The organism is Streptomyces fradiae ATCC 10745 = DSM 40063 (assembly GCF_008704425.1).
Taxonomy (GTDB): Bacteria; Actinomycetota; Actinomycetes; order Streptomycetales; family Streptomycetaceae; genus Streptomyces; species Streptomyces fradiae.
In genome coordinates this window covers 4,990,283-5,012,640 of sequence record NZ_CP023696.1, presented here as the reverse complement: position 1 = coordinate 5,012,640, position 22,358 = coordinate 4,990,283, and the positions used below count along the sequence as shown (strand labels likewise).

Below are 22,358 nucleotides of genomic sequence, written 5' to 3'. Positions count from 1 at the left end.
GTCAGAACTCCCCCTTGCCGTCCACGCGGACGCGTTCGAGCAGCAGTAGCGCGACCGCGCAGACCACCATCAGGATCGTGGACAGCGCCATGGCCTGCCCGTAGTTCAGCTCACCGGGCCGGCCGAGCAGCCGCGCCACGGCCACCGGCAGCGTCGGGTGGTCGGCGCGGGCGATGAACACCGTGGCGCCGAACTCGCCGAGCGACACGGCGAACGCGAACCCGGCGGCGACCAGCAGCGCCCGCCGCACCATCGGCAGGTCCACCTCCCGCCACGCCCGCAGCGGCGACGCCCCCAGCACGGCCGCCGCCTCCCGCAGCCGCGCGTCCACCGCCCGCAGCACCGGCAGCATCGTCCGCACGACGAAGGGCACCCCCACCAGCGCCTGCGCCAGCGGCACCAGGAACCACGAGGAGCGCAGGTCCAGCGGCGGCTCGTCCAGCGCGATCAGGAAACCGAAGCCGACCGTGACCGCGGACACACCGAGCGGCAGCATCAGCAGCGCGTCGAGGCCCCGCACCAGCCGGCCCGCGCGCCGGGTGAGCGCCGCCGCCGCGAGCCCGCCCACCACGACGGCGACGGCCGTCGCGGCGCACGCGAACTGCAGGGAGTTCCACACGGCCTGGAGCGGCGGGACGGTGAACGTACCGCCGCTCGCCTCCACCGACCGCAGCGCCCGGTAGTAGCCGAGGCCGCCGGAGGCGTCCAGGGAGCGGGCCACGAGCACCCCGAGCGGCAGCATCAGCAGCAGGGCGACGGAGGCGAGCACCCCGCCGAGCAGCGCCCACTGCCCCGCCCCGCGCGGCCGGCGCGCCGTGCCCGCCGGGTCGACCAGCCGCAGCGCGCTCTCCCGGCGCCGCACCGTCCACGCGTGCAGGGCCAGCACGCAGCCGACGGCGGCGAACTGCACCAGCGTGAGCACGGCGGCCGTCGGCAGGTCCAGGAGCTGGGCGGTCTGCCGGTAGACCTCCGCCTCCAGCGTGCGGTAGGCGGGCCCGCCGAGGATCACGACGACACCGAAGGAGGTGTACGTGAAGAGGAACACCATGAGCGCGGCGGCGGCCACCGCCGGGCCGAGCGCGGGCAGCGTGACCCGGCGCCAGGCGGCGAGGCGGGACGCGCCGAGCACCCGCGCGGCCTCCTCCTGCCGGGGGTCGAGCTGCGCCCACAGCCCGCCGACGGTCCGCACGACGACGGCGTAGTTGAAGAAGACGTGGGCGAGGAGGATCGCCCACACCGTCGTGTCGAGGCGGACGCCCCACGCCTCGTCGAGGAGCCCGCCCCGCCCGAGGAGCGCCAGGAAGGCGGTGCCGACGACGACGGTCGGCAGCACGAACGGCACCGTGACCACGGCCCGCAGCACCCGCCTGCCGGGGAAGTCGAAGCGGGCGAGGACGTACGCGCCGGGCAGCGCCACCAGCAGGGTGAGCGCCGTCGACGCGAGCGCCTGCCAGGTGGTGAACCACAGCACGTCCAGGATGTCCGGCCGGGTCAGCACCTCGCCGAGCCGTCCGAGGCGCCAGCCCTCGTCGCCCTTGAGGCCCCGCCCGACGATGGTGGCGACCGGGTAGGCGAAGAACAGCGCGAAGAAGGCGGCGGGCAGCGCGGCGAGCGCCCCGCGCACGGCGCCGCCCCGGACCCGCGCCGAGCGGGCGGCGCGGGCCGCGGCGTCCTTCGCGGGGCGGGCGTCTACTTCAGGACGAGCGAGGACCACGCCTGGACCCACGGGTCGCGGTTCTGGGCGATCTTGTCAGGGGCCAGGGTCAGCGGCTTGTCGATGACCACCCCGTGCTTCGTGAACAGCTCGGGCAGCGCGGCGTCCTTCGCCACCGGGTGCACGAACATGGTGAGCGGCACGTCCTCCTGGAAGGTCTTCCCGATCATGAAGTCGATCAGGGCCTTGCCGCCCTCCCGGTTCGCCGCGCCCTTCAGCAGCCCGGCGAACTCGATCTGCCGGAAGCAGGTGCCGGTGGACACCCCGGTGGGCGCCTCGGCGGGCTTCGGGTCGCCGTAGAGGACCTCGACGGGCGGGCTGGAGGCGTACGAGACGACCAGCGGCCGGTCCGCACCGGCCTTCCTGCCGCCCGCCGAGCCGGAGAACTCCTGGTTGTAGGCGATCTCCCAGCTGTCGACGACCTTGACGCCGTTCGCCTTCAGCTTCTTCCAGTAGTCCTGCCAGCCCGTGTCGCCGTACGCGGCGGCGGTGCCCAGCAGGAACCCGAGGCCGGGCGTGGACCGCTCCGGGTTCTCCACGACGAGGAGGTCCTTGTAGGCGGGCTTCGCCAGGTCGTCGAAGGTCGCCGGAGGGGCGAGCTTCCGGTCGGCGAAGTACCGCTTGTCGTAGTTGACGCAGATGTCGCCGTAGTCGACCGGCGTCACGCGGTGCCCGTCCCCGTCGAGCCGGACGGCGGGGTCGACCCGGTCGAGGCCCTTCGCCTCGTACGGCTCGAAGACGTCGTTGCCGAGGGCGCGGGAGAGGGTGGTGTTGTCGACGCCGAAGAAGACGTCGCCCTGCGGGGCGCCCTTGGTGAGGACGGCCTTGTTGACCGCCTCGACGGCGTCCCCGCTCTTGAGGACCTTGACCGTGTAGCCGGTCCGCGCGGTGAACTCCTTCAGTACGGCGTCGGAGGCGGCGAAGGAGTCGTGGCTGACGAGCGTCACGGTCTTGGACCCGGCGCCGCCCGGCTTCTCGCCGGACCCGCCGCCTTCGCCCCCGCACGCCGTGAGCGTCACGGCGCCCAGGGCCGCGGCGACCGCGCCCGCGGTGATCTTCTTGGTGGTGCCCACCGATGTCCTCCTGGGTGTGACCAGGAAGAGACGCGGCCCTGCCCGCCGCGGGCGCGGCGGGCAGGGCGCAACAGCTCGAGTGAAGACCGAACTCCCTACCCAGAATGACCTGGGCGAGGTTCAGAGGGTCTGCGGCCTCGGACTCACCGCACTCTCAGCGCTGTGGCGCTCCCCTGTCGGAATGTGAACGTGTTCGAGCTCAGCCTACATCGGGCGCTTCCGGCCGGGGCCGCCGGCGTCAGCGCTCGGCGGCGGCGAGCTGGCCGCACGCCCCGTCGATCTCCTGGCCGCGGGTGTCGCGGACGGTGACCGGCACGCCGTGCGCGGCGATGGCCTCGACGAACGCCTTCTCGTCCTCGGGGCGGGACGCGGTCCACTTGGAGCCCGGCGTCGGGTTGAGCGGGATCAGGTTGACGTGGACCCTCTTGCCCTTCAGCAGCCGCCCGAGGAGGTCGCCCCGCCACGCCTGGTCGTTGATGTCGCGGATCAGCGCGTACTCGATGGAGACCCGGCGCCCGGACTTCTCCGCGTACTCCCACGCCGCGTCGAGGACCTCGCGGACCTTCCAGCGCGTGTTGACCGGGACCAGCGTGTCGCGCAGCTCGTCGTCCGGGGCGTGCAGCGAGACGGCGAGACGGCACTTGAAGCCCTCGTCGGCGAAGCGGAGCATCGCGGGGACGAGGCCGACCGTGGAGACCGTGATGCCGCGCTGCGACAGGCCGAGGCCGTCCGGCTCGGGGTCGGTGAGGCGGCGGATGGCGCCGACGACCCGGTTGTAGTTGGCGAGCGGCTCCCCCATGCCCATGAACACGATGTTCGACAGACGCGCGGGGCCGCCGGGGACCTCGCCGTCGCGCAGGGCGCGCATGCCGTCGACGATCTGGTGCACGATCTCGGCGGTCGACAGGTTCCGGTCGAGGCCGGCCTGGCCGGTGGCGCAGAACGGGCAGTTCATCCCGCACCCCGCCTGGGACGAGATGCACATGGTGACGCGGTCGGGGTAGCGCATCAGCACCGACTCGACCAGCGTCCCGTCGTGCAGCCGCCACAGGGTCTTGCGGGTGGTGTCGCCGTCGCAGGAGATGTGCCGGACGACGGTCATCAGCTCCGGCAGCAGCTCCCCGGCGAGCTTCTCGCGGGAGGCGGCGGGGATGTCCGTCCACGCGCCGGGGTCGTGGGCGTACCGCGCGAAGTAGTGCTGGGAGAGCTGCTTGGCGCGGAACGGCTTCTCGCCGAGCGCGGCGACGGCCTCCCTGCGCTCGGCGGGGGTGAGGTCGGCGAGGTGCCGCGGCGGCTTCTTGGCTCCGCGGGGCGCGACGAAGGTGAGTTCTCCGGGAACTGGACGGGCCACGATTGAGCGTCTCCTCAGGACGGCGAGGTCTGGCGGTCCCACGGGCGGCGGGAAGCTCGGCGGCACGGTGCCGAAGGCCAGGAGACCTCACGGGGACCGTCCCCGCGGCGGCAGGGACGACGAAGGGCCCGCGCCGGCCGGGGTCTGTCACGACTCCCGGCACGCACGGGCCCTTCCAGCGTACCCGCTGTCTGTCAACCGCCTCCGACGAAGGCGACCAGCAGCAGCCAGACGACCGGGGCCGTCGGCAGCAGCGAGTCGAGACGGTCCATGATCCCGCCGTGCCCCGGCAGCAGGGTGCCCATGTCCTTGATGCCCAGGTCCCGCTTGATCATGGATTCCCCGAGGTCGCCGAGGGTGGCGCTGACCGCGACGGCGAGGCCCAGGACCAGCCCCTGCCACCAGGTGCCCCCGTCGATCAGGAACTCCACGCACAGCGCGCCGGCGGCCATCGCGAACCCCACCGCGCCGAACAGCCCCTCGCGGGTCTTGCCGGGGCTGATCCGGGGTGCCAGCTTGTGCCGGCCGAAGCGCCAGCCCACCGCGTACGCGCCGGTGTCGCTGACGATGGTCAGCACCAGGAACGTCAGCACGCGCTGCGGCCCGTCGTCGGCGGCCAGCATCATCGTGACGAACGTCGCCAGGAACGGCACGTAGAAGGCGGCGAACACCCCCGCGGTGACGTCCTTGAGGTAGCCCTCCGGCGGCTGCGCCATCCGCCACACCAGCACGGCGAGAGCGGTCAGCGCCATCACCACCCAGGCGCCCTCGGCGCCCCGGACGTACCCGGCGACGACCATCGCCGCGCCGCCCGCGGCGAGCGGGACGAGCGGCGCCCGGACCTCCTTGCGCTCCCGGAGGCGGGACGTCAGCTCCCAGAGGCCCACGACGACGGCGACCACGACGACGCCGACGAAGACGGCCTTCTGGACGAAGAGCGACGCGACGATCACCGCGCCGAGGCCGACCCCGACCCCTATGGCCGCCCGCAGGTCGCGCCCGGCCTGCTTCTTCTGCCGGGGCTGCCGGGGCTGCCGAGGGGCGTCGTGGCGAGCCTCACGGTGCGGGGTCTCGCCCTGCGGGTCCCCGTGGGACGCGGCGCCCTGCGGGGCCCCGTGGGGCTGAGCGCCGTGGTGCCGGGCCTCGTGGGGCCGAGCCTCGTGGGGCAGCGGCTGCCGGTGCCGCGAACGCCCCTGCGGCTCGGCGGGCTCCGGTGGTTCCGAGGGCATGGGCTCCTGCGGCCTCTCGTCACGGAACAGGGGACCGCTCAGCCGAGCGGCCCCCCGGTCATGGTCGTCCTGGCCCCCGCCGGCGGGGGCGCCGGGCACGATGGGCATGGGCCGGGTCTGCCGGGCGGCATGCTCATCGAGGACGGGACCCGCCGGGGCGGCCGGAGCGTACCCCTGGTCGGGCGGGCCCCCGTGTCCGCCTGGCGGCGGGGCCCCCCGGGAAGCGTCGTTCATCAGACCTCGAGGAGCTCGGCTTCCTTGTGCTTGAGCAGCTCGTCCACCTGCGCGACGTACTTCGCGGTGGTGTCGTCGAGCTCCTTCTCCGCACGGCGGCCCTCGTCCTCACCGACCTCGCCGTCCTTGACGAACTTGTCGATGGTCTCCTTGGCCTTGCGGCGGACGGAGCGGATCGAGATCTTCGCGTCCTCGCCCTTGCCCTTGGCGACCTTGATGTACTCCCGGCGGCGCTCCTCGGTGAGCTCCGGGAAGACCACCCGGATGATGTTGCCGTCGTTGCTGGGGTTGACCCCCAGGTCCGAGTCGCGGATCGCCTGCTCGATGTTGCGCAGCGCGGACTTGTCGAACGGGGTCACCACCGCCATGCGCGGCTCCGGCACCGAGAAGGAGGCCAGCTGGTTGATCGGCGTGAGGGCGCCGTAGTAGTCGGCCACGATCTTGTTGAACATGGCCGGGTGCGCGCGCCCGGTGCGGATCGCGGCGAAGTCCTCCTTGGCGACCAGGACGGCCTTCTCCATCTTCTCCTCGGCTTCGAGGAGGGTCTCTTCGATCACCACTTGCTCCTGCGTGTCTTGGGGTTAGTCCCGGCGTGCACGAAGGCCGCGGAACCTGCGTCGCGTCTTGTCCTGCACGGTGTCCGACCGGCAGGCCTTTGTCCATCCCCGGCTGGGGCGACCCTGGGGTCAGTGCCGGGTGCCCTCGTCGCTCACGAGCGTGCCGATCTTCTCACCCTTCACGGCGCGGGCGATATTGCCCGCCGTGAGCAGCTCGAAGACGAGGATCGGCAGCTTGTTGTCGCGGCACAGGGTGATGGCGGTGGCGTCGGCGACCTTGAGGTCGCGGGCGATCACCTCGCCGTACTCCAGGGCGTCGAAGCGCACGGCGTCCGGATTGGTCTTCGGGTCGGAGTCGTAGACCCCGTCGACCCCGTTCTTGCCCATGAGGAGGGCCTCGGCGTCGATCTCCAGGGCCCGCTGGGCGGCGGTGGTGTCGGTGGAGAAGTAGGGCATGCCCATGCCCGCGCCGAAGATCACGACGCGGCCCTTCTCCAGGTGCCGCACCGCGCGCAGCGGGATGTAGGGCTCGGCGACCTGCCCCATGGTGATGGCGGTCTGGACACGGGACTGGATGCCCTCCTTCTCCAGGAAGTCCTGGAGGGCGAGGCAGTTCATGACCGTGCCGAGCATGCCCATGTAGTCGGAGCGGGCCCGGTCCATGCCGCGCTGCTGGAGCTCGGCGCCGCGGAAGAAGTTGCCGCCGCCGATGACGACCGCGATCTGCGCGCCGTCGCGGACGACCGCGGCGATCTCGCGGGCGATGGCGTGGACGACGTCGGGATCGACGCCGAGGCCGCCGCCGCCGGAGAACGCCTCGCCGGACAGCTTCAGAAGGAAGCGCCCGGAGTTTTTACCGGTGTTGTCGTCGCTCTGTGCGGCGCCCTGATTCATTGGAGATCTCCTCGTGCACATACGAAGAAGGCCATTGCCGGGGTGCTGGTGTCCCTGTGCGGCAATGGCCTCCTCGTCAGATCTGCGGTCGTCCGGCGCGTGCGCGGACGACTGCTTCGACCCTATCGGGGTCCGGTGTCCGTCGCGTACGGACTCAGATGCCGACCTTGATGCGCGAGAAGCGCTTCAGGGTGACACCGGCCTCGTCCAGGATCTGCTGAACGGACTTCTTGTTGTCGAGCGCGTACGGCTGGCCGAGCAGCGTCGCGTCCTTGAAGAAGCCGTTGAGGCGGCCCTCGACGATCTTCGGCAGCGCGGCCTCGGGCTTGCCCTCGGCGCGGGTGGTCTCCTCGGCGACGCGGCGCTCGGCCTCGACGACCTCGGCCGGGACGTCGTCCTTGGCGAGGTACTTCGGGGCGAACGCGGCGATGTGCTGGGCGACACCCTTGGCGATCTCGGCGTTCTCCTTGTCGAGCTCGACGAGGACACCGATCTGCGGGGGCAGGTCCGGCATGGTGCGGTGCATGTACGCGGCGACGTAGCCACCGGAGAACTGCGCGAAGCGGTCGAGGACGATCTTCTCGCCGAGGTTGGCGTTGGCCTCGTCCACGAAGGCCTGCACGGTCTTGCCGGGCTCGATCTCGGAGGCGAGCAGCGCCTCGATGTCGGCCGGCGCGGTGTCGGCGACGTGCTGGGCGAGCTGGTTGGCCACCGACTGGAACTTCTCGCCCTTGGCGACGAAGTCCGTCTCGCACTTCAGCTCGACGATGACGCCGGAGGTGTTGTCGTCGGCGATGAGGGAGACGACGGCGCCGTTCTCGGCGGAGCGGCCCTCGCGCTTGGCGACGCCCTTCTGGCCCTTGATGCGCAGGGCCTCGACGGCCTTGTCGACGTTGCCGTCGGACTCGTCGAGCGCCTTCTTGCAGTCCATCATGCCGGCGCCGGTGAGCTCGCGGAGCTTCTTGACGTCAGCGGCGGTGTAGTTCGCCATGATCTGTGAATCTCTCTCGAAGTCTGGAAGATCTACCAGGATCTACGGGGTGGCGGAGGGGGCTCGCCGCCCCCTCCGCCGACGACCGGACCGGTCGGCGGGACCGGGCCGTGCGGCCCGGTCCTCACCGGTCTGTACCGCTGGTCAGGCCTGCTCGGCCTCGGCGGCCGGAGCCTCCGCGGCGGGCGCCTCGGCGGCCGGGGCCTCCGCGGCGGCGGCCTCGGCGGCCGGGGCCTCGGCGGGCTTCTCGGCGGCCTCGTCGGCCTTCTTCTCGCCCTCGAGGAGGTCGCGCTCCCACTCGGCGAGCGGCTCGGCGGCGGCCTTCTCGCCCGGCTTGCTGTCGCCGGCGGCGGCGCCGGAGCGGGCGATGAGGCCCTCGGCGACGGCGTCGGCGATCACGCGGGTGAGCAGGGTGACGGAGCGGATCGCGTCGTCGTTGCCCGGGATCTTGTAGTCGACCTCGTCCGGGTCGCAGTTGGTGTCGAGGATCGCGACGACCGGGATGTTGAGCTTGCGCGCCTCGCCGACGGCGATGTGCTCCTTCTTGGTGTCGACGATCCAGACGGCGCTGGGCACCTTCTGCATGTCGCGGATGCCACCGAGGGTCTTCTCCAGCTTGGTCTTCTCACGCGAGAGGACCAGGAGCTCCTTCTTGGTGAGGCCGGAGGCGGCCACGTCCTCGAAGTCGATCGCCTCGAGCTCCTTGAGGCGCTGGAGGCGCTTGTAGACGGTGGAGAAGTTGGTGAGCATGCCGCCCAGCCAGCGCTGGTTGACGTACGGCATGCCGACGCGGGTGGCCTGCTCGGCGATGGCCTCCTGCGCCTGCTTCTTCGTGCCGACGAACATGATGGAGCCGCCGTGCGCGACGGTCTCCTTGACGAACTCGTAGGCGCGGTCGATGTACGACAGCGACTGGAGCAGGTCGATGATGTAGATGCCGTTGCGCTCGGTGAAGATGAAGCGCTTCATCTTCGGGTTCCAGCGACGGGTCTGGTGACCGAAGTGGACGCCGCTCTCCAGCAGCTCCCGCATCGTGACGACGGCCATGGCCGTATCTCCTTGTGTGTCGGTTCTGTCCTGACGCCCCGGCGCGCTGCTGCCACGAATGGACCGATGAGCGCTGCCACGTCCGGTGAGGGTGGTGGCGGGGCGTGCGAAGTCGACCCGGTGGCCCGGGTCGCCAGAAGAAGTGTACGGGACCTGGGCACCAGCGGGTGACGGCGCTGTCCACAAGCGGCGCGGCCGTCCACAGATCGGGGGCGTGGCCCCCCGGTGCTGGTGGACGTGCCGGAGAGTGCGCACATGGACCGTGCGTACCTGCTCCGGCGCTCCGCGCGGGCGGCCCTCCCGCCGCCCGCACCGCTCGCCCCTTCCTCCCCGCCCGCCCCGCCCGCCTCGCTCGGCCTGCTCGCCCTGCCGCTCCTGCTGCTGGTGCTCCTGCTGCCGGCGCCGAGGGCGCCGGGCGCCGCCGGGCCCCCCGTGCCGTCGGCCCGTTCGGCCGCCGCGCGCGAGGCGGATGCCGTGGCGGCCGGGGGGCGGGAGGCACCACCCGGCGGGGGCGGACGCGGGGCACCGGCCGGAGCCGGGGCGCCGGCCGGGGCGGGCGCGCCGGCCGGGGCGGGGGTGGCCGGCGGGCGGGCGCCGGTGCGGGCGGTGTGGCCGGTCGGGCCGCCCCGCGCCGAGGTGGTGCGCGGCTGGCGGCCGCCCGATTCGCCGTACGGGCGGGGGCACCGGGGCGTGGACCTCGCCGCGCCGCCGGGCACGCCGGTGCGGGCGGCGGCCGGGGGGCGGGTGTCGTTCGCCGGGGCGGTGGGCGGCCGGGGGGTGCTGGTGGTGACACTGGACGCACCGGCCGGGGCGGCGCCCCGGCGGATCACGTACGAGCCGGTGCGGGCACGGGTGGCGGTGGGGACGGCGGTCGCGGCCGGGGAGGTGGTCGGGGTGACGGAGGCCGGCGCGGCCTCGCACTGCGCGGGGAGGTGCCTGCACTGGGGGCTGCTGCGGGGGGACGCCTACCTGGACCCGCTGTCGCTGCTGCCGCGCCGACCGCCGTCCCGCCTCCTGCCGCCGGGGTGAGGCGGGGCGCGGTCAGGGGCGGGCGACCCCGCGCAGGGCGACGGCCACGGCCGTGTCGGCGATGGCTTCGGGGTCCTCGGCGGCGCCCAGCTCGATACGGCGGACCGCCGCGTCCACGACGCCCTGCAGGAGCATCGCCGCGAGCCGGGGCTCGGGCTGGCCGAGCGCGGCGAGCGCGTCGACGACGAGCGCCACGAGGCCGCCGTGGGCCGCGCGGATCTTCTCGCGGGCGCCGTCGTCCAGCTCGCTGGCGGAGATGGCGACGACGGCGCGGTGGCGCCGGTCGCCGACGAGCTGGAGCTGGCGGCGCACATAGGCCTCGACCTTCGCCTCGGGCGCGGCCTCGCGCTCCATGGCCGTCTCGACCTCGGCGGCCCACACGGGGAAGTCGACCGCGCACAGCTCCTCGACCACGGCGGCGCGGGAGCGGAAGTACTCGTACACCGACGACCGGGCGAGGCCGGTGCGCTCGGCGAGGGCGGGGAAGGTCAGCGCCTCCGTGCCGCCCTCGGACAGCAGGGAGCGCGCCGCGTCCAGCAGGGCGGCGCGCTGCATCGTCCGGTGCTCGGCCACGGAGGCCGCTCGAATCCTTGGCACGGGTTCCACTCTACGGGCGTCCGTTCGACGCCGGGGGCCGTACCCGGTCAGCGTCCGACATCGGCCAGCTTCGCCCGCAACTGGAGGACGGACTTGGTGTGGATCTGGCTGACACGGCTCTCCGTGACGCCCAGGACGTGGCCGATCTCGGCGAGGGTGAGGCCCTCGTAGTAGTAGAGCGTGACGACCGTCTTCTCCCGGTCCGGGAGGGTGTTGATGGCACGGGCGAGCAGCCGGCGCAGTTCGCGGCCCTCGGCCACCTCGACGGGGTCGTCGGCGGCGGTGTCCTCCAGGGTGTCCATGAGGCTGAGCCGGTCGCCGCCCTCCCCGCCGGCGTGCAGCAGTTCCTCCAGGGCCACGACGTTGGCCAGGGAGAGCTGGCTGAACACCGCGTGGAGATCCTCGACGGGGATGCCCATCTCGGCGGCGACCTCGCCCTCGGAGGGGGTGCGCCGCAGCTGCGCCTCCAGCGTGGCGTAGGCCCGCTCCACGGCCCTGGCCTTCTGCCGGACGGATCGGGGGATCCAGTCCAGCGCCCGCAGCTCGTCGATCATGGCCCCGCGGATGCGGGTGATCGCGTACGTCTCGAACTTGATCGACCGGTCGAGGTCGAACTTCTCGATCGCGTCGATCAGCCCGAAGACCCCGGAGGAGACGAAGTCCGCCTGCTCGACGTTGGAGGGGAGGCCGACGCTGACCCGGCCCGCGACGTACTTGACGAGGGGCGAGTAGTGCAGGATCAGCTGCTCCCGCAGCCGCTCGTCACCGGTGTCCTTGTACGACCGCCACAGCTCGTCCAGCGACGAGGGGGCGGACGGCCGCACGCTGCTCCGGGCAGCGGGCGGTGGAACCGCGGCGCGGTCGGACCCGGAGGTGTGCTGGGGCATGCGTCGCCTTGAGCCGTTCTGCCGTCGTGGGCGGGACTGAATCGGAAGTAGCGGTGAGCGTAGCGTGACTGGGCCGTTGCGGTGAGCGAAGGCGTGGGGATCGTCCGTAGGCGGGTTCACCCCATCGGCCGCATCTTCGAATGGGGGTGGCGGAGCGCCCGGAGGCGCCCGGACCACCGCCGGGGAGGCGAGGAGGGCCACACGCTTCACCTTTTCACCCGATTGCTCCAGGTCAAGGACCGCCTCGCCGGGCGTTCGGGTGGCGCCCGGCAGGGGTGGTCAGCCGCCAGAAGTCGCCATGCCGTTCGGCATGTCCGAGGGAGTGCAGCTCGTACAGTCGGCCGAGTGCGTCGTCAACGCTCGTCCCGGCGTCCGCCGCCACGCCGGTGACGGTCGCCTCCCGGCCGGGCGGCGGCAGCGCGTCGAGCACCCGCGCGGTCACCGGGTCGAGCAGGTCCCGGGGCACGACGGGCCCGCGCCGGTCCGGGGCCAGCTCCCCGATGTCGCCGACGAGTTCGGCGATCTCGTCCGCGTCCGTGACCAGGACGGCCCCGCCGCGCAGCAGCTCGTGGACCCCGGCGGACAGCCCGCTGGTCGCGGCGCCGGGCACGCCCATCGTGTGGCGGCCGAGCCGCAGGGCGTCCCGCGCGGTGGCGAGCGCCCCGCTGCGGTAGGCCGCCTCCACCACGACGGTGCCCCGCGTGAGGGCGGCGATGACCCGGTTGCGCAGCAGGAACCGCCCCGGTGTGGGGTGGTCGCCGGGCGGCAGCTCGCCGACCACCAGTCCCTGCTGGGCGATGCGGCCGATCAGCCCGGCGTGCCCGCGCGGATAGGCCACGTCGACGCCGCAGGCCAGTACGGCGACGGTGGCGCCCTCCGCGCCGAGGGCGCCCCGGTGGGCGGCGCCGTCGATGCCGAACGCCGCCCCGGACACGACGACCCAGCCGCGCTCGGCGAGCCCTCCGCCGAGCACGGCCGCCATGTGCGCCCCGTAGGGCGTGCAGGCGCGGGCGCCGACGAGGGCGACGGAGCGCAGCGCCCACCGCCGGAGGTCGGCGGCGCCCCGCACCCACAGGCCGACGGGCCTGGCGTCCCCGAGGTCGTCGAGCTGGCTCGGCCACTCGGCGTCGCCGGGGACGACGAACCGCCCGCCGAGCGCGTGGACGGCCTCCAGGTCCCGGCGGGGCCGCACCCGTGGCATCCGCCCCAGGTAGCCCTGGAGGCGCCGCTCGCTCGCCCCGGTGAGCGCTCCTGGGCGGTACGGCTCCGCGCTCAGCCGCCGCAGCACCTCCACGGCGCCCAGTTCGCGCAGCCACCGCCCGCCGTGGGGGTCCCCCGGCTCGATCACCCGGCTCAGCGCCGCACGGGCGATCCGCTCCTCGTCGGGGACGCCCGGCCGGGTGTCCTCCGCTTCCCGCGCGCCCGGCCCGGCGTGCTCCACCGGCGCCGTCGGCCCGGCGCTCTCCACCGCCGGTGCGCCCGGCCCCGCGCGCTCCGGAGCCCAGGGCCCGGTGCGCTCCGTTCCGGGCGCTCCCGCACCGGGCCGTGCAGGCGGCTTCGGGGCCCGAGCGGGCGGCCGGCGTCCGGACCCGTGTCCGGGCGGCTGTCCGGGAGCCGGGGCCGGCGCGCCGGCCGCGGGCGTCATCGGGGGCCTCCCGCGCTGACGGGGACGCCGCGCGCGATGCCGGTGCGCAGTTCCAGCGCGAGGTCGACGTCGTGGGCCTCGGGGCGTGCCCGGCCCGCGAGGTCGGCGAGGGTCCACGCGGTGCGCAGGACCCGGTCGAGGCCGCGCGCGGTGAGCAGGCCGCGCTCCATGTCCCGTTCGGCCGCCGCCAGGGCGCCGGGGGCCGGGTGCCAGCGGGTGCGCAGCTCGTGGCCGGGCACGTCGGCGTTGCGGGTCCAGGGGGTGCCGATCAGCCGGGCGGCGGCCCGCTCCCTCGCGGCCAGGACGCGGGCGGCTACGGCGGCGGTGGGCTCGCCTCTCGCGGCCAGCAGGTCGGCGCGGCTGACCGGCTCCACCTCGACGCGCAGGTCCACGCGGTCGAGCAGCGGCCCGGAGAGGCGGGCCTGGTAGCGGCGGATCACCGACGACGGGCACTCGCAGCTGTCGCCCTGCCGGCTGTGCCGCCCGCACGGGCACGGGTTGGCCGCGAGGACCATCAGGAAGCGCGCCGGCAGCCGCACCACGCCCGCCGCGCGGGCCACCACCACCTGGCCGGACTCCAGCGGCTGCCGCAGGGCGTCCAGGACCTTGCCGGAGAACTCGGGCGCCTCGTCCAGGAAGAGCACCCCCCGGTGGGCGAGCGACACGGCTCCCGGACGCGGCAGTCCGTTGCCGCCGCCGACGAGGGACTGCATCGTCGCCGAGTGGTGCGGCGCGCAGTACGGCGCCCGGCGCACCAGGGGCCTGTCCGGCGGCAGGATGCCCGCCACGGAGTGGACGGCCGTCACCTCCAGCGACTCGCCGCGCGTCAGCGGCGGCAGCAGTCCGGGCAGCCGCTCGGCCAGCATGGTCTTGCCCGCGCCGGGCGGACCGGACAGCAGCAGGTGGTGGCCGCCCGCCGCCGCGACCTCCAGGGCGAGCCGCGCCCCGCGCTGGCCGGCGACGTCCGCCAGGTCGGGGCCCTCGCCCGGGTCGGCGGCCAGTCCGGTGCCGACCCCGGCGCCCGGCACGACCAGGCCCGCCAGCATGGGGTCGGGCCTGCCCTCCTCGTCGGGCTCCTCCTCGGGTACGGGCCCGTCGGTGAGGACGGCGACCAGCTGGCGCAGGCTCCGTACGCCCAGTACGGACACGCCGGGCACCAGCGACGCCTCCCCGGCGGTCCGCTCGGGCACGACGACGTGCTCGTACCCGGCCTCGGCCGCGGCGAGGACGGCCGGGAGCACCCCGCGCACGGGCCTGACCCGGCCGTCGAGGCCCAGCTCCCCGATGAGGACGAGGTCCGCGATCGCGCGCGGGTCGATCAGCTCGGCCGCCGCCATCGTGGCGACGGCGATGGCGAGGTCGAAGCTGGAGCCGGCCTTGGGCACCGAGGCGGGGCTCAGCCCGACGGTCAGCTTCTTCTGCGGCCACTGCGCCCCGGAGTTGACCACCGCGGCCCGCACCCGGTCGCGGCTCTCGGTGAGGCTCTTGTCCGGCAGGCCGACCAGGGTGAACGCGGCGACGCCCGGCTCCAGGTCCGCCTGGACTTCGACCACCACCCCGTCGACACCGACCAGTGCCACCGAGCACGTACGGGCGAACGCCATCAGGCCACCCCCCGCACGTGCTGGACGACGGGGGCGCCGCGCCGGGGCAGCACCACACCGACCAGGTCGATGCGGACCCCGCCCGGTGGCGGCCCGCCGTGCCGGTCGACCCAGCACGCGGCGAGTCTCCTCAGCCGGTCGGCCTTCGCCGGCGTCACCGCCGCCAGCGGATGCTGGAACGACCCCGCCCGGCGGGTCTTCACCTCGCACACCACGACCGCGTCGCCGTCGCGGGCGACGATGTCGATCTCGCCGCTCCGACCGCAGCGCCAGTTCCTCGCGAGGACGGACATGCCCGCCTCGCCCAGCCGGCGTACCGCCAGCCTCTCCCCGTACTGCCCGAGTGCCCCCGTGGCGTTCATCTCGGCACCACCTCCGGTACCGACTGTGACGCCTCGGCCCCCACCTTGCGGATCTTGGTGCGCGACCGGTGGACAACCGGCCCTCTGTGGAGAACCGCCTCACCCGTGCGGGTGAATCAGCTGCCCGGAAGCTCCAGATCCGACTTGTTGAGCTCCTCGATGTTCACGTCCTTGAACGTGAGCACACGTACCTGTTTGACGAAGCGGGCCGGCCGATACATGTCCCAGACCCACGCGTCCGCCATCGACACCTCGAAGAAGACCTCGCCGTGCACCGAGTGCACCTGCATCTCGTAGTCGTTCGTCAGGTAGAAGCGACGCTCGGTCTCGATGACGTATTTGAACAGCCCGACGACGTCGCGGTACTCCCGGTAGAGCTTCAGCTCCATCTCGGTTTCGTACTTCTCGAGGTCCTCGGCGCTCATGGCATGTTCCCCTTCAGCCGTGCGTGCCCCCATTGTGCGCCAGTCACCTCTGCCCTCAGACGATTTCCGGGGACAGGACGACCGGCGCGGGCGGCGGGCCCTCGTCGAGCAGCGTGCGCAGCAGCCCGGCGAGTCGTGTCGGGTACACCGTCTCACGGGCCGCGGACAGTTCGGCGGAGGTCCACCACCTCAGCCCCGCGACACTGCGGACCTCCAGGTCGGTGAGGCGCTCCCCCAGGGCGGCCGTCCGGTGCCGGGTGCGGGCCAGGTAGTACCACTCGTCCTGGTTCCAGCGGCGTCCGTCGAAGGGGAAGGAGCAGATCCGCCGCCACACCACGGGCCCCAGCTCGGCGTCCGTGATGCCGGTCTCCTCGGCCAGCTCGCGCAGCGCGGCCTCCTCGCGCGTCTCGTCGCCCTCGACCCCGCCGCCGGGCGTGAACCACCAGCTCCGCGCGGGGTCGTCCGGCTCGTGGCCGTGCATCAGCAGGATCCGGTCGTCCGGATCGAGCAGGACGACCCGCGCCACCCGCCGCAGCCCACCGGGCGGCAGCCCGCCCGCCACGCCCACCGCGACCCCGTCCGCCTCGGGCCCCTCCGTCTCGGGCCCCTCCGCGCGGGCCGCCCCACCCGGCACGCCCGCCAGGGACGCGTCCCCGCCGGCCGCCCCACCCGGCGCGCTCCCGGGCCGCGCCCCGCGCGGCTCGTCCACCCGTCCGCTCACGTCCACCGCCCGCGCCTCCCGCACCACGCCGTCAGCCCTCGCCCGTCAGCCGCCGCCGGGCCCCGCCCGAGGAGCCGTCCGGCGACGCGTCCCGCGCCCCGCCCGGCGGCCGCGCCCCCGGCGCCGCCCCCGGCCCCGTACGCCCGGAGTCCTGCCCCCGCCCCGCACCGGGGACCCGCCCCGCGCCGGAGCCGCGTCCGGCGCCCAGCCGTGCCAGCGGTCCGTAGGCCGCGCCGCCCAGGACGAGCACCGCACCGGCGAGCACGGCCCACCCCAGCGTCCGTACGGGTCCCGGCTCCGAGACCCCGCCCGGCAGCGCCGCGAAGGAAAGCGGCCGGTCGACCACCGCGGCCCCGCCCACCGGCCACACGACGGCGTCCAGCCGGGCGGTGACGGCGCCGCGCGGCACCGAGCCCCCGCCCGGCTCCTGGAGGTGCACCCGCGAGTCCTGCGACCCGGCGCGCTGGTCGCCGAGGAGGAAGAGGTGCCCGTCCGGCACGGTCGCGGAGAAGCCGGTCGGCGACGCGGCCTCCTTGCCGCCCCAGCCCTGGGAGCGCAGGTACGGCTCGGGGACGGGCGTGCCGTTGACGGTGAGCCGGCCGTCCGCGTCGCAGCAGGCGACCCGGTCGCCGTCGAGCCCGACCACGCGCTTGATCATGGGCAGGCCGCCCCACCGGGCGTCGGTGAACACGACGACGTCGCCCCGCCGCACCTCGGAACCGTCGATCCGCTGGGCCAGCACCCGGTCGCCCGCCGTCACGGTCGGGCTCATCGAGTCGGTGGGCACCGTGTAGGGCCGGTAGAGGACGGCGCCCCAGGCGAAGCCGCCGAGGAACAGCACACAGCCGACGGCCACGGCCAGTCCCGACAGCACGCCGCCGAGACGGCCGCGGCCGTCCGTATCACGTATCGATCCGCCCATCCCAGCGCTCCCCGATCAGGAGGTCGTGTGCCCCGGGACGGCACCCTACCCGCGCCCGCTACCGGGCGGTACGCCCCCGGCCGAGGCCACGGCTCCGGGCGGTGCGCCGGCCGAGGCCACGGCGCCGGGCGGTGCGCCCGGCCCAGCGGTACGGCCGCGCTCTCCGCCGCAGCGGCGCGCACCCGCGGGGCCGGCCCCGAAGCGCCCTCGCGGAGACCCCTCAGCCGCGGGCGCCGGCCTCCTCGCGCGCGGCGAGCCGGCGGCGGCGCCACAGCACCAGGGGCACGGCCCCCGCCAGGCCCAGTGCGCCCGGCCCGGCGGCGGCCGCGGCGGCGGCGCTCAGTCCGGGCTGGTCGAAGGTGTCCGGCACCGGCAGGGTGGACCAGCGGCCGACCGGCCACGCGACGACGACCGCGCGGCCCACGACCTCCTCGTTGGACACGGTGCCGTCGCCGGGGAGCTCCTGGTGGTAGCGGGAGTCGAGCGAGTTCTGCCGGTTGTCGCCCATGACCCAGATCCGGCCGTCGGGGACCTTGACCGGGCCGAACGGCTCGTCGTCGCACGGCGTGGAGCCGGGGTAGAGGTACGAGGTCTCGTCCAGCGCCTTGCCGTTGACGTGGACCTTGCCGCCCTTCTTGCACTCCACGGTGTCGCCGCCGACCGCGATGACCCGCTTGATGAGGTTCTGCTGGTCGGCCGCCGGCATCAGGCCGATGAAGCTGAGGAAGCGCTGCAGCGGGTTGGGCTCGGGCGCGGGCTCGTTCAGCCAGCCGCCCGGGTCCTCGAAGACGACGACCTCGCCGCGCTCCGGCTCGGAGCCGAACCACGGGGTCAGCTTGTCCACCAGCACGCGGTCGCCGCGCTTGAGGGTGTCCATCATCGACTCGGACGGAATGGAGAAGGCCTGGACCAGGAAGGTCTTGATGAGCAGCGCCAGGACCAGGGCGATACCGACCAGCAGCGGCAGCTCCTTCCAGAAGGAGCGCTGCCTGGCCGGCCGGCCCTCCCCGCCGTCGCCGTCGCCGCCCTCGCCGCCGTCCCGGCCGCCGCCGTTCCCGCCGCCGCCCACGGTCTGGTCGTTGTCCACTGTGTCGCCCTCGGTGTTCTCGGCGCTCCGTGCGCCGTGCGGCGCGCCACCCCGGACGGCCGCGCTCTCGGTCACGCCCGCGGCGGATGTCCCGCCCGGGCCGGGGGACGCGTCCGCGATCCGTCCGCGCCCCTTCTCCGGCTCCTCGCGTCCGGATCGTGCGCCGACCGCCAGATCCCCCACGTCCACTCCTCAGTCCGTGCTTTCGCCCGCCCCCGAAGCAGGGGAAGGCCCATCACTCCCATAACGAGCGGGAGTTCCGCAGGGGTCGGGAGCCGTTGCGATCCGTTCGCGTACCAGGGGGACACACTATGCGACGTGCCGAGGGCCGCCGCCGCCCCCGTCGGCGCGTCCGGCACGGCGTCGAACGCCCCGCCGTCGCCGAGGCGGCTCCAGTGCCCGAAGGGCCAGGCGATGACGAACGCCCGCCCCACGACCTGGTCCTCCGCGATGGTCCCCTGGTGTTCCTCGTCCAGGTGGAACCGGGAGTCGGCCGAGCTGGAGCGGTGGTCGCCCAGGACGAACAGCCGTCCCTCCGGCACCCGCACGTCGAACGGGATCTGCGAGGGCGCGTTACCCGGATGGAGGTACGGCTCGTCCACGGGGGCGCCGTTGACGGTGACCCGCCCCTGCGCGTCGCAGCACCTCACCGTGTCGCCGCCGACGGCGACGACCCGCTTGATGAGGTCCTGCCGGTCGTCCGACGGCAGCAGGCCGATGAGGGAGAGGCCCCGCTTGAGCTGGCCGACGACGGGGGCGTCCTCCCGCGGGGCCTGCTCGTGGTGGAGCCAGCCGCCCGGGTCCTGGAAGACGACGACGTCGCCGCGCTCGGGCCGCGACCCGAACCAGGGCGTCAGCTTGTCGACGAGGACGCGGTCGTCGATGCGGATCGTCTGCTCCATGGAGCCGGACGGGATGACGAACGCCTGCAGCAGGAAGGTCTTCAGCACGAGCGCGATGACCACCGCGACGGTGACGAGGAGGGAGAGCTCCTTGACCGCCGAGCGGCGTCTGCGCCGCTTCACCCTGCGGGCGAGTCTGCGCCGCTCCGCCCGGCCGGGCAGCGGCCGGGCCTCCCCGGGCCGCGTCCCGGCGGGCCGCCCGGGATCGGCGCGGTGCCCGGCCCGCCGCCCGCGGCTACCCACGTCCGCCGCCCGAACCGGCGGAGCCCGGCGCGGGAGGGTCCGGTACGGCTTCGAAGGCACCGGTCGCCTCCACGGCGGACCAGCGGCGGGCGGGCCAGCCGATCCAGTCGGCGCGGCCGATCACCATGTCGACGGGCACCACGCCGCCCCCCGGGGAGCCCAGGTGGTCGCGGGAGTCGCTGGACTGGCTGCGGTGGTCACCCATGACCCACAGCGTGCCCCGCGGCACCGCGATGTCGAACCGGACCGAGGAGGGCGTGTCGCCGGGGTACAGATACCGCTCCGCGACGGGGACGCCGTTCACCTCGATCCTGCCGCCCTTGTCGCAGCACTTCACCCGGTCGCCGCCGACGCCCACGACGCGCTTGACGAAGTCGGTCCCGTCGGGCTCGGCGAGGCCCAGCGCCCGCGCGGCCCCGCGCACGAGTCCGGCGACCGGGTTCTCCTCGGCGGGGGCGCGGACGAAGGAGCCGGTTCCGTCGAAGACGACGACGTCGCCGCGCTCGGGCCGGTCGCCGAAGCGGTACGCGAGCTTGTTGACGATGACGCGGTCGCCCACCTGGAGCGTCGGCTCCATGGAGCGGCTGGGGATCTGGAAGGGCTGGATGACGAAGTGGCCGAGGAGCAGCAGCACGGCGGCCCAGGCGATGCCGATCAGGGCGGCGGTACGCCGGGAAAGCGCGAAGCGCGACCCCCGCCCCGGCCGCCTTTCGGCGTCGGGAGGGAGGTCGCGCTCCGGGTGCGTGGCTTCGGTGTCCATCAGGGGCAGAGCCTAACCGGCCGCCCGGTGCGGCTCACCGAAGCGTGGGCGCGCGGGCTGGGCCGGCGCTCAGTTCTCGCGCTTCTCCTTGATCTTCGCGGCCTTGCCGCGCAGCTCACGGAGGTAGTACAGCTTCGCGCGGCGGACGTCGCCGCGGGTGACCAGCTCGATCTTCTCGAAGATCGGGCTGTGCACCGGGAAGGTGCGCTCGACGCCGACGGAGAAGGAGACCTTGCGGACCGTGAAGGTCTCGGAGACGCCCGAGCCCTGGCGGCGGATGACGACACCCTTGAACTGCTGGATACGGGAGCGGTTGCCCTCGATGACGCGAACGTGGACGTTCACGGTGTCACCGGGACGGAACGCCGGGACGTCGGACCGCAGGGACGCGGCGTTGACGGCGTCGAGCACGTGAGACATGATCGTCTGCTTCCTCGCTGATGCCACAGGTCATCAGCGGCAACTAGTAAGTCGGGGTGGGTGGCGCGTGCGCCGGGGGCGGCGTCGTGTCCCCCTGTGGCAGGGGCGCCGGCCGGGCGTACGGCAGCGGCCTATTCTTCCACGTCGTCCGGCCTGCGCCAAAATCGGCCACCTGGCTCGGGGGCCCAGCCGAGGATGGAGAGGGTCTCCCGGTCCTTCTTGTCGAAGGCCGCGGGGTCGCACCGCTCGATGAGGTCGGGGCGGTGCCGGGCGGTGCGCCGGAGGGCCTCGTCCCGGCGCCAGCGCGCGATCTTCCCGTGGTGGCCGCTGAGCAGCACGTCGGGGATGCCGTGGCCGCGCCAGACGGGCGGCTTGGTGTAGACGGGGCCCTCCAGGAGGTTCGCCATCGCGCCGGGCGCGAACGAGTCGTCCCGGTGGGACTCCGCGTTGCCGAGGACGCCCGGCAGGAGGCGGGCCACGGCCTCGGTGATCACCAGTACGGCGGCCTCCCCGCCGGCGAGCACGTAGTCGCCGATGGAGACCTCGTACACGGGCATCCGGGTGGCGTACTCGTCCGTGACGCGCCGGTCGATGCCCTCGTAGCGGGCCGGCGTGAACACCAGCCAGGGCCGCCGCGACAGCTCGACGGCGACCTCCTGGGTGAAGGGGCGCCCGCTGGGCGTGGGTACGACGAGTACGGGGCCGTGGGCGCCGGCCTCGTATCCGGCGGCGGTGACCTCGTCGAGGGCCTCGCCCCAGGGCTCGGTCTTCATGACCATGCCCGGGCCGCCGCCGTAGGGGGTGTCGTCGACGGTGTGGTGCCGGTCGTACGTCCAGCGGCGCAGGTCGTGGACGTGGACGTCGAGCCGGCCGCGGGCGCGGGCCTTGCCGACGAGCGAGACGTTCAGCGGTTCGAGGTACTCGGGGAAGATCGTGACGACGTCGAGCCGCATCAGCGGTCGTCCCCGTCCCCGGCGGCCCGGACGTCACCGGCGTCGCGCCCCGGGCCGTCGCCCCGAGCGCCCCCGTCCGCCGCGGTCCCGCCCGCGGCCCCGTCCGCCGCGGTCCCGTGGCCGGTGCCGGCCCTCCCGGCCTCCGCCTCGCGGGCCGTGGCGATCACGGCGCGGTCGTCGATGAGGCCGGGCGGCGGGACGATGACGACCCGCTGCGCGTCGAGGTCGACCTCGGTGACGATCTCCTCGACGAACGGGATCAGCACCTCGGTGCCGTCCGCCCGCTCGACCACGAAGAGGTCCTGGTACGGCAGGTGCGAGACCTCGGTGATCCGCCCGACCTCGGTGCCGTCGGCGAGGACCACGTCGAGGTCGACGAGCTGGTGGTCGTAGTACTCGTCCGGCTCCTCGGGGCGCTCGTCGGGGTCGACGTCGGCGATGAGGAGGGTGTTGCGCAGCGCCTCCGCGGCGTTCCGGTCCCGTACGCCGGCGAAGCGCAGCAGGAGCCGGCCGCTGTGGACGCGGCCGGTCTCGATGGTGAGGGGCCCGGCGGAGGCCGGGTCGGTGGCGAGCACGGCGCCGGGCGCGAGCCGCACCTCGGGCTCGTCCGTGCGTACCTCGACGGTGACCTCGCCCTTGATGCCGTGGGCGCGGCCGATCCGCGCGACTACGAGCTGCACTTTCTGGACTCTCCTGTCGGACGACGACGGG

The 22,358-nt window shown here is 74.1% G+C and carries 21 protein-coding genes and 2 pseudogenes; 1 reads left to right on the top strand and 22 read right to left on the bottom strand.

Features of this window, described 5'->3' with window-relative positions; all coding sequences use genetic code 11:
- Nucleotide 1 precedes the first annotated feature (1 nt).
- The 8 genes from CP974_RS22460 to rpsB all read right to left on the bottom strand — a co-directional run bounded on the left by CP974_RS22460 (nucleotide 2) and on the right by rpsB (nucleotide 9,090).
- Nucleotides 2-1,624, bottom strand: a complete 1,623-nt coding sequence (locus CP974_RS22460; protein WP_031133785.1) for an ABC transporter permease — start codon at nucleotides 1,622-1,624, stop codon at nucleotides 2-4.
- A gap of 65 nt (nucleotides 1,625-1,689) precedes the next feature.
- Nucleotides 1,690-2,787 carry a thiamine ABC transporter substrate-binding protein gene (locus CP974_RS22455; protein ID WP_031133787.1) on the bottom strand — a complete coding sequence of 366 codons (1,098 nt, stop codon included), beginning with the start codon at nucleotides 2,785-2,787 and terminating at the stop codon, nucleotides 1,690-1,692.
- Between the two features lie 238 nt (nucleotides 2,788-3,025).
- A complete protein-coding gene (rlmN, locus tag CP974_RS22450) occupies nucleotides 3,026-4,138 on the bottom strand; it encodes a dual-specificity RNA methyltransferase RlmN (protein ID WP_031133789.1) in 1,113 nt (370 codons plus the stop codon).
- A gap of 194 nt (nucleotides 4,139-4,332) precedes the next feature.
- Nucleotides 4,333-5,601 (bottom strand): phosphatidate cytidylyltransferase, encoded by a 1,269-nt coding sequence (locus CP974_RS22445; protein WP_031133791.1) that lies wholly within the window; start codon nucleotides 5,599-5,601, stop codon nucleotides 4,333-4,335.
- Nucleotides 5,601-6,158, bottom strand: a complete 558-nt coding sequence (gene frr, locus CP974_RS22440; RefSeq protein ID WP_031133793.1) for a ribosome recycling factor — start codon at nucleotides 6,156-6,158, stop codon at nucleotides 5,601-5,603. The genes CP974_RS22445 and frr overlap by 1 nt, the downstream gene beginning before the upstream one ends.
- Before the next feature lie 129 nt (nucleotides 6,159-6,287).
- The gene (gene pyrH, locus CP974_RS22435) at nucleotides 6,288-7,052 is read right to left on the bottom strand and encodes a UMP kinase (protein ID WP_031133796.1); all 765 of its coding nucleotides are present in this window, start codon (nucleotides 7,050-7,052) and stop codon (nucleotides 6,288-6,290) included.
- A 154-nt stretch (nucleotides 7,053-7,206) separates the two neighbouring features.
- The gene (gene tsf, locus CP974_RS22430) at nucleotides 7,207-8,043 is read right to left on the bottom strand and encodes a translation elongation factor Ts (protein ID WP_031133798.1); all 837 of its coding nucleotides are present in this window, start codon (nucleotides 8,041-8,043) and stop codon (nucleotides 7,207-7,209) included.
- Nucleotides 8,044-8,187: 144 nt separating this feature from the next.
- Complete coding sequence (rpsB, locus tag CP974_RS22425) at nucleotides 8,188-9,090, bottom strand: 30S ribosomal protein S2 (RefSeq protein ID WP_031133800.1); 903 nt, start codon at nucleotides 9,088-9,090, stop codon at nucleotides 8,188-8,190.
- Nucleotides 9,091-9,345: 255 nt separating this feature from the next.
- Between rpsB and CP974_RS22420 the strand changes: the two genes are divergently transcribed.
- Complete coding sequence (locus CP974_RS22420) at nucleotides 9,346-10,119, top strand: murein hydrolase activator EnvC family protein (protein ID WP_150485847.1); 774 nt, start codon at nucleotides 9,346-9,348, stop codon at nucleotides 10,117-10,119.
- 12 nt (nucleotides 10,120-10,131) lie between these two features.
- Here CP974_RS22420 and CP974_RS22415 read toward each other — a convergent pair whose 3' ends face one another.
- The 14 genes and pseudogenes from CP974_RS22415 to rimM form a co-directional block, all read right to left on the bottom strand.
- Nucleotides 10,132-10,692 carry a TetR/AcrR family transcriptional regulator gene (locus CP974_RS22415; protein ID WP_031130155.1) on the bottom strand — a complete coding sequence of 187 codons (561 nt, stop codon included), beginning with the start codon at nucleotides 10,690-10,692 and terminating at the stop codon, nucleotides 10,132-10,134.
- A 71-nt stretch (nucleotides 10,693-10,763) separates the two neighbouring features.
- Nucleotides 10,764-11,603 carry an RNA polymerase sigma factor WhiG gene (gene whiG / locus CP974_RS22410; protein ID WP_031130156.1) on the bottom strand — a complete coding sequence of 280 codons (840 nt, stop codon included), beginning with the start codon at nucleotides 11,601-11,603 and terminating at the stop codon, nucleotides 10,764-10,766.
- A gap of 232 nt (nucleotides 11,604-11,835) precedes the next feature.
- Nucleotides 11,836-13,071, bottom strand: coding sequence for a DNA-processing protein DprA (dprA, locus tag CP974_RS22405; RefSeq protein WP_373276732.1), 1,236 nt, complete (start codon nucleotides 13,069-13,071; stop codon nucleotides 11,836-11,838).
- Between the two features lie 173 nt (nucleotides 13,072-13,244).
- Nucleotides 13,245-14,852 carry a YifB family Mg chelatase-like AAA ATPase gene (locus CP974_RS22400; RefSeq protein WP_031130158.1) on the bottom strand — a complete coding sequence of 536 codons (1,608 nt, stop codon included), beginning with the start codon at nucleotides 14,850-14,852 and terminating at the stop codon, nucleotides 13,245-13,247.
- The gene (locus CP974_RS22395) at nucleotides 14,852-15,214 is read right to left on the bottom strand and encodes a YraN family protein (RefSeq protein WP_031130159.1); all 363 of its coding nucleotides are present in this window, start codon (nucleotides 15,212-15,214) and stop codon (nucleotides 14,852-14,854) included. Before CP974_RS22395 ends, CP974_RS22400 begins: the two co-directional genes overlap by 1 nt.
- 116 nt (nucleotides 15,215-15,330) lie before the next feature.
- The gene (locus tag CP974_RS22390) at nucleotides 15,331-15,639 is read right to left on the bottom strand and encodes a DUF2469 domain-containing protein (protein WP_031130160.1); all 309 of its coding nucleotides are present in this window, start codon (nucleotides 15,637-15,639) and stop codon (nucleotides 15,331-15,333) included.
- A gap of 55 nt (nucleotides 15,640-15,694) precedes the next feature.
- Nucleotides 15,695-16,207, bottom strand: coding sequence for an NUDIX hydrolase (locus CP974_RS22385; RefSeq protein ID WP_037937376.1), 513 nt, complete (start codon nucleotides 16,205-16,207; stop codon nucleotides 15,695-15,697).
- A gap of 331 nt (nucleotides 16,208-16,538) precedes the next feature.
- Nucleotides 16,539-17,282, bottom strand: a pseudogene (gene lepB / locus CP974_RS22380) (signal peptidase I); the annotation flags it as partial.
- 220 nt (nucleotides 17,283-17,502) lie between these two features.
- The gene (gene lepB / locus CP974_RS22375) at nucleotides 17,503-18,543 is read right to left on the bottom strand and encodes a signal peptidase I (RefSeq protein WP_037937382.1); all 1,041 of its coding nucleotides are present in this window, start codon (nucleotides 18,541-18,543) and stop codon (nucleotides 17,503-17,505) included.
- Nucleotides 18,479-19,514 (bottom strand): annotated as a pseudogene (lepB, locus tag CP974_RS22370) (signal peptidase I); the annotation flags it as partial. The gene lepB (CP974_RS22375) and the pseudogene lepB (CP974_RS22370), both read right to left, overlap by 65 nt.
- A complete protein-coding gene (gene lepB, locus CP974_RS22365; protein WP_031130164.1) occupies nucleotides 19,507-20,274 on the bottom strand; it encodes a signal peptidase I in 768 nt (255 codons plus the stop codon). The pseudogene lepB (CP974_RS22370) and the gene lepB (CP974_RS22365), both read right to left, overlap by 8 nt.
- Nucleotides 20,275-20,343: 69 nt before the next feature.
- Nucleotides 20,344-20,694, bottom strand: coding sequence for a 50S ribosomal protein L19 (gene rplS / locus CP974_RS22360; RefSeq protein ID WP_031130165.1), 351 nt, complete (start codon nucleotides 20,692-20,694; stop codon nucleotides 20,344-20,346).
- Between the two features lie 131 nt (nucleotides 20,695-20,825).
- Nucleotides 20,826-21,647, bottom strand: coding sequence for a tRNA (guanosine(37)-N1)-methyltransferase TrmD (gene trmD / locus CP974_RS22355; RefSeq protein WP_031130166.1), 822 nt, complete (start codon nucleotides 21,645-21,647; stop codon nucleotides 20,826-20,828).
- A complete protein-coding gene (gene rimM, locus CP974_RS22350; protein WP_031130167.1) occupies nucleotides 21,647-22,327 on the bottom strand; it encodes a ribosome maturation factor RimM in 681 nt (226 codons plus the stop codon). Before rimM ends, trmD begins: the two co-directional genes overlap by 1 nt.
- Nucleotides 22,328-22,358: the final 31 nt, after the last annotated feature.